Source organism: Mycobacterium sp., from assembly GCF_039583785.1.
In the GTDB taxonomy this organism is placed as follows: Bacteria; Actinomycetota; Actinomycetes; order Mycobacteriales; family Mycobacteriaceae; genus Mycobacterium.
In genome coordinates, this window is record NZ_JAVKSG010000073.1 from 1 (window position 1) to 4934 (window position 4934).

At 66.1% G+C, this 4934-nt stretch carries 5 protein-coding genes and 1 riboswitch; of the genes, 3 read left to right on the plus strand and 2 right to left on the minus strand.

Features of this window, described 5'->3' with window-relative positions:
• Together ABDV69_RS17415 and ABDV69_RS17420 are read right to left on the minus strand one after the other, a co-directional pair.
• On the minus strand, positions 1-446 hold a 446-nt coding region (locus ABDV69_RS17415), incomplete at its 3' end, for a transglycosylase family protein (protein WP_343576582.1).
• A 10-nt stretch (positions 447-456) separates the two neighbouring features.
• A riboswitch (cyclic di-AMP (ydaO/yuaA leader) is annotated at positions 457-639 on the minus strand.
• Between the two features lie 284 nt (positions 640-923).
• Positions 924-1343 (minus strand): YccF domain-containing protein, encoded by a 420-nt coding sequence (locus ABDV69_RS17420; protein ID WP_343576584.1) that lies wholly within the window; start codon positions 1341-1343, stop codon positions 924-926.
• Positions 1344-1497: 154 nt separating this feature from the next.
• Between ABDV69_RS17420 and ABDV69_RS17425 the strand changes: the two genes are divergently transcribed.
• From ABDV69_RS17425 to ABDV69_RS17435, 3 genes are all read left to right on the plus strand, one after another.
• A complete protein-coding gene (locus tag ABDV69_RS17425; protein ID WP_343576586.1) occupies positions 1498-1908 on the plus strand; it encodes a cold-shock protein in 411 nt (136 codons plus the stop codon).
• 77 nt (positions 1909-1985) lie between these two features.
• A complete protein-coding gene (locus ABDV69_RS17430; protein WP_343576589.1) occupies positions 1986-3923 on the plus strand; it encodes an acyl-CoA dehydrogenase family protein in 1938 nt (645 codons plus the stop codon).
• Positions 3924-3934: 11 nt separating this feature from the next.
• Positions 3935-4909 (plus strand): glutathione S-transferase C-terminal domain-containing protein, encoded by a 975-nt coding sequence (locus tag ABDV69_RS17435; RefSeq protein WP_343576613.1) that lies wholly within the window; start codon positions 3935-3937, stop codon positions 4907-4909.
• Positions 4910-4934: the final 25 nt, after the last annotated feature.

Consider the following 4934-nt stretch of genomic DNA (forward strand, 5'->3'; position numbering starts at 1 on the left):
GCCGGTGGCGGGGGCATCGGAGCGTCGAACACGGGCGGCGGGGCGTCCGGCGGGGGCGCGTCAGCAAGCACGTTGCGCGGAGTGGCGGCCGACAGGCCCCGTCCGCAAACAGGCCAGGCGCCCTTGCCCTGGGTGGCCAGCACCCGCTCAGCGACCGCGATCTGCTGCTCGCGGGTGGCCTGGTTGGCCGACGGGGCGTACTCGCCACCGCCGTGCGACGCCCAGGTGCCTTGCGAGAACTGCAACCCGCCGCGGTACCCGTTGCCGGTGTTGATGGTCCAGTTGCCGCCCGACTCGCAGGCCGCAACGCGGTCCCAGTCGCTGTCGGGGGCGGCGGCCGCGTGGCCGGCGAGGGCGATGCCGCCGCCCCCGATGACTGCGCCGGTGAAGGCGAGTTTGGCGACGCCGACGGTGGACGTGGTGGGTTTACGGTGACGGCCGCGCATAGCTCTAGTGAGGTCCTCTCGTATGCGCCTACGAGGTCAGCTGTCGGGTTCGGGCGGAAGAGGTCGCCCGGCCGTCGATTTTCCCGAGAGAAATGCGTCGGCTTCACCCCAAGGAGCCGCGAGCGGCTCCGGGTTCGATCTCGGCGGACCGTTGGGTCCCCCGCCTCCATCCACGGGTTGGCGTTGCTCGCCTACTGGATGGAGCTCGGCGCTATAGGCGAGGAGGCTCACCGCAGGGATACTCGGCGAGCCCGCGCACGACGCTAGCGGGTGTCTGCAGCAGAGTCATTTTCTGGAGAAAACAGCGTTTCGCGTGTCGCAAGCAGGAAAAATCTCTGGAATACGTGCCGTTTGCGCAGGTCAGAAGCTTCGCGATCAGGCCCGCTGCTGCGCCGTGACCTAATCGTTATGTGACTGATTTCACGGCGGTGTCGATGATTAAACGCAGGTCAAGAGACCGGCCTTGCGGTCCGAATTTCAGCTCCGGGGTGTCCCGGTGCCGGTCCACTGCGCCGGGTGACTGGAACCGATCGGGATGATTTCTTTGCCCAGCGGCACCAGCGATACCGGAATCAGCTTGAGATTGGCCAGCGCCAACGGGAGGCCGATGATCGTCACCGCCATCGCCACCGCGCTCGCCAGGTGCCCGATGGCGAGCCAAATTCCGCACAACAGCACCCAGGCGACATTGCCGATCAAGGCGCCGGTGCTCGCGCCGGGCTTCTCGACGATCGTCCGGCCGAACGGCCACAGCGCATAGGACGCGATGCGCAGCGACGCGAAACCGAACGGGATTGTCACGATCAGCACGAAGCAGATCAGCGCTGCCAGCAAATATCCGAGGGCCAACCACAGGCCGCCGAACACCAACCAGATGACGTTTAGAATCAGGCGCATCGTCTCCTCCAGCGGTGATGCCAGCTTAGACGAGAAACTCCAGTGCTCAGCCGCCCGCGTTCCGAGTAGGATCGGTCGTCATCGCGTCCTGCGCAGGCGGGGCGCTTCGTTGTGTAGGCCTATTAGTTATCCGTCAGATAAGCAGGTGAGTCCGGTGCCGACTGGCAAGGTGAAGTGGTATGACGCCGAGAAGGGATTCGGCTTCCTGTCCCAGGAGGACGGCGAGGACGTCTACGTCCGTTCCTCGGCGCTGCCCGCGGGTGTCGAGAGCCTCAAGGCCGGGCAGAAGGTCGACTTCGGTCTGGCGTCCGGACGTCGTGGCCCGCAGGCGCTGAGTCTGAAGCTGATCGACCCACCGCCCACACTCAGTAGCCGTCCGCGCCGCGAAGGCCCGGCCGAGCACAAGCACAGTCCCGATGAGTTGCACGGCATGGTCGAGGACATGATCACGCTGCTCGAGGGCACCGTGCAGCCCGAACTGCGCAAGGGTCGCTACCCGGACCGCAAAACTGCCCGCAAGGTCTCCGAGGTGGTCAAGGCCGTGGCCCGCGAATTGGACGCCTGAGGCTCGACGCGTGTACTGCGCCGTGTGACGGGGAACACCCAGGCCAAAGCAGAGTCCGTCGCGAGTGAGGGAAATCCATGGCACAGCAGGCGCAAGTCAGCGAGGAACAAGCGAGAGCCGTCGCGGAGCAATCCCGCGAAAGCGGCTGGGATAAGCCGTCGTTGGCCAAGGAGTTATTTCTCGGCCGGTTTCCGTTGGAACTCATCCACCCGTTCCCCAGACCGGCTGACGCCGAGGCGGCGCGGACCGAAAAGTTCCTGGTCCGGCTCCGGGAATTTCTGGCCGACGTCGACGGCGGCGTCATCGAGCGCGATGCGCAAATCCCCGACGAGTACGTGAAAGGCCTCGCTGAGCTGGGGTGTTTCGGGATGAAGATCCCGTCGGAATACGGCGGGCTGAACCTGTCCCAGGTGGCCTACAACCGTGCGCTGATGATGGTGTCGTCCGTGCACGCCAGCCTTGGGGCGCTGCTGTCGGCGCATCAGTCGATCGGTGTCCCGGAACCGCTCAAGCTCGCCGGCACCGACGCGCAGAAGCGGACGTTCCTGCCGCGCTGCGCCGCAGGGGCGATATCGGCGTTTCTGCTCACCGAGCCCGATGTGGGCTCCGACCCGGCGCGGCTGGCGTCGACGGCGACGCCGATCGACGGCGGAGCGGCCTACCAACTTGACGGCGTGAAGCTGTGGACCACCAACGGCGTCGTCGCGGAATTGCTGGTCGTGATGGCCCGCGTGCCGAAATGTGATGGTCACCGCGGCGGGATCAGCGCGTTCGTGGTCGAGGCGGACTCGCCCGGCATCACCGTCGAGCGACGCAACAGATTCATGGGATTGCGCGGAATCGAGAACGGCCTCACCCGGCTGCACCAGGTACGAGTGCCTGCCGAGAACCTCATCGGCAAGGAAGGCGACGGCCTGAAGATCGCATTGACGACGCTGAACGCGGGCCGGCTCGCGATTCCCGCGATCACGGCGGGGGCGGCGAAGTGGTCGCTGAAAATCGCGCGGGAGTGGGCCGGTGAGCGGGTGCAGTGGGGCAAGCCGGTCGGCGAGCATGGCGCGGTGGTCGAGAAGATATCCTTCATTGCCGCAACCACTTACGCGCTCGAATCGGTGCTGGAGCTGTCCGGTCAGATGGCCGACGAAGGTCGCAACGATATCCGGATCGAGGCGGCGCTGGCCAAGCTGTGGTCCAGCGAGATGGCCTGCGTGATCGGCGACGAACTGCTGCAGATTCGCGGCGGGCGCGGTTATGAGACAGCCGAGTCGCTGGCCGCGCGGGGCGAGCGGGCGGTGCCGGTCGAGCAGGTGGTCCGCGATCTGAGGATCAACCGCATATTCGAAGGCTCCAGTGAGATCATGCGACTGCTGATCGCCCGTGAGGCCGTCGACGCGCACCTGAGCGCCGCCGGTGACTTGGCGAACGCGAAGGCCGACCTGCGACAGAAGGCCCAGGCGGCGGTCGGCGCGAGCGGGTTCTACGCGAAGTGGTTGCCGCAGTTAGTGTTCGGTGAGGGTCAACGTCCGACGGCGTATCACGAGTTCGGCAATTTGGCCAAACATCTGCGCTTCGTCGAGCGCTCGTCGCGCAAGCTGGCCCGCAACACCTTCTACGGCATGGCCCGCTGGCAGGCCGCGCTGGAACAGAAGCAGGGATTCCTCGGACGGGTGGTCGACATCGGCGCCGAACTGTTCGCGATCGCGGCGACCTGTGTGCGCGCCAAGGCGCAGCGCGAGGCCGACCGGGCCCGCGGTGAGCAGTCCTACGAATTGGCCGAGGCGTTCTGCCGGCAGGCCACCCTGCGGGTGGAGGCGCTGTTCGAAGCCTTATGGACCAACACCGACGACACGGACACCAAGCTGGCCGCCAATGTGCTCAAGGGGCGTTACACCTGGGCCGAAGAGGGGATAATCGACCAGTCCGAAGGCACCGGGCCGTGGATCGCACACTGGGAAGCCGGTGAGTCGACCGAGTCCGACCTGGCCCGCCGATTCCTGACCGTGCCGACAACCTGACGGAGGTCGAGATCGCTTCCTACCTTGCCGAGGACGGCGAGTTCGCCCGCGACACCAAGTACATCGACACCCGGATCACCGCCGACGGCCGCGACGGCTATCCGGTGGAACCGGGCCGGTACCGGCTGATCGTCGCCCGCGCCTGCCCGTGGGCCAACCGCGCGATCATCGTGCGGCGACTGCTCGGTTTGGAAGATGTCCTGTCCATTGGGTTTTGCGGCCCGACCCACGACGAGCGCAGTTGGACGTTCGACCTCGACCCCGGCGGCGTCGACCCGGTGCTCAAGATTCCCCGGCTGCAGGACGCCTACTTCGCGCGTTTCCCCGACTACCCCAAGGGCATCACCGTCCCCGCGATCGTCGAAGTCCCGACTGGAGCGGTCGTCACCAATGACTTCCCGCAGATGACGCTCGACCTGTCGACGGAATGGACGGCCTACCACCGAGATGGCGCCCCGCAGCTGTATCCCGAGCCGCTGCGCGGCGAGATCGACGAAGTCGGCAAGCGGATCTACAGCGAGATCAACAACGGCGTGTACCGATGTGGATTCGCCGGCTCGCAGGACGCCTACGACTCCGCCTACGACCGGTTGTTCGCCGCGCTGGACTGGGTGAGCGAGCGGCTGGAGAAGCAGCGCTTTCTCGTCGGCGAGACGATCACCGAGGCCGATGTCCGGCTGTTCACCACGTTGGCCCGCTTCGACGCCGTCTACCACGGCCACTTCAAATGCAACCGGAGCAAGCTCACCGAGCTGCCGGTGTTGTGGGCCTACGCGCGAGACCTGTTCCAAACCCCGGGTTTTGGCGACACCATCGATTTCGTCCAGATCAAGCAGCACTATTACATCGTGCACAAGGACATCAACCCGAGCGGCATCGTGCCGAAGGGGCCCGAGCAGGCTGGCTGGTTGACGCCCCACGGACGGGAAGCGTTGGGGGGCAGGCCGTTCGGCGACGGCACGCCGCCCGGTCCGACGCGTGACTAGTTTTCTCCGGCGAACGTCGACTTGT

Excerpts from the sequence above, each read along its gene's own strand:
- ABDV69_RS17420 (WP_343576584.1), bottom strand. The coding sequence starts at position 1,343 with ATGCGCCTGATTCTAAACGTCATCTGGTTGGTGTTCGGCGGCCTGTGG.
- ABDV69_RS17430 (WP_343576589.1), top strand. The coding sequence starts at position 1,986 with ATGGCACAGCAGGCGCAAGTCAGCGAGGAACAAGCGAGAGCCGTCGCG.